This is a genomic window from Candidatus Binatia bacterium, assembly GCA_023150935.1.
GTDB lineage: Bacteria > Desulfobacterota > Binatia > HRBIN30 > HRBIN30 > JAKLJW01.
Genome location: JAKLJW010000179.1, coordinates 1 through 532, shown reverse-complemented (window position 1 = coordinate 532; position 532 = coordinate 1). Strand labels below are relative to the sequence as shown.

Sequence of the window (532 nt, the reverse complement as noted above, 5' to 3'; positions counted from 1 at the left end):
ACGGGCTTCCTGCTCCTGGTGCGCCCGCTGGTGGCCGCCGGCCTGATCGCACCCGACACGCCGCTCACCGTGCACGGCCTCTCCGGCTACAGCGGAGGCGGCCGTCCCTTGATCGAGAAGTGGGAGGATCCCGCGCGCGGCCTGCTCTCGCTGGTGTACGAGGCGCCCTACTCGCTGGCCGCGCGCCACAAGCACGTCCCCGAGATGGTGCGCTGGAGCGGGCTCGCGACCGAGCCGCTCTTCGTGCCCGCGGTCGGCCCGTTCCGCTGCGGCATGCGCGTCGAGCTGCCGCTCCCCGCGCCGCTCCTGCGCCGCGGCGCCGACGGCAAGGCGGTCTGGGAGACCCTGCACGCGCGCTACGAAGGCGAACCGCACGTCCGCGTGCTCTCGCTCGCCGACGCCGCGTCGCTCGACGAGCGCAGCTTCGACCCCCAGGCCTGCAACGGCAGCGACCGGGTGGACCTGCACGTGGTGCCGCACGCCTCGGGCCACGTCGTCGCGATCGCGATCCTCGACAACCTCGGCAAGGGCG

General features: G+C 74.2%; 1 protein-coding gene. It reads left to right on the top strand.

The window, feature by feature from the left end:
- Positions 1-532: N-acetyl-gamma-glutamyl-phosphate reductase (locus L6Q96_23615; protein ID MCK6557533.1), on the top strand; the 532-nt coding region annotated here is incomplete at both ends.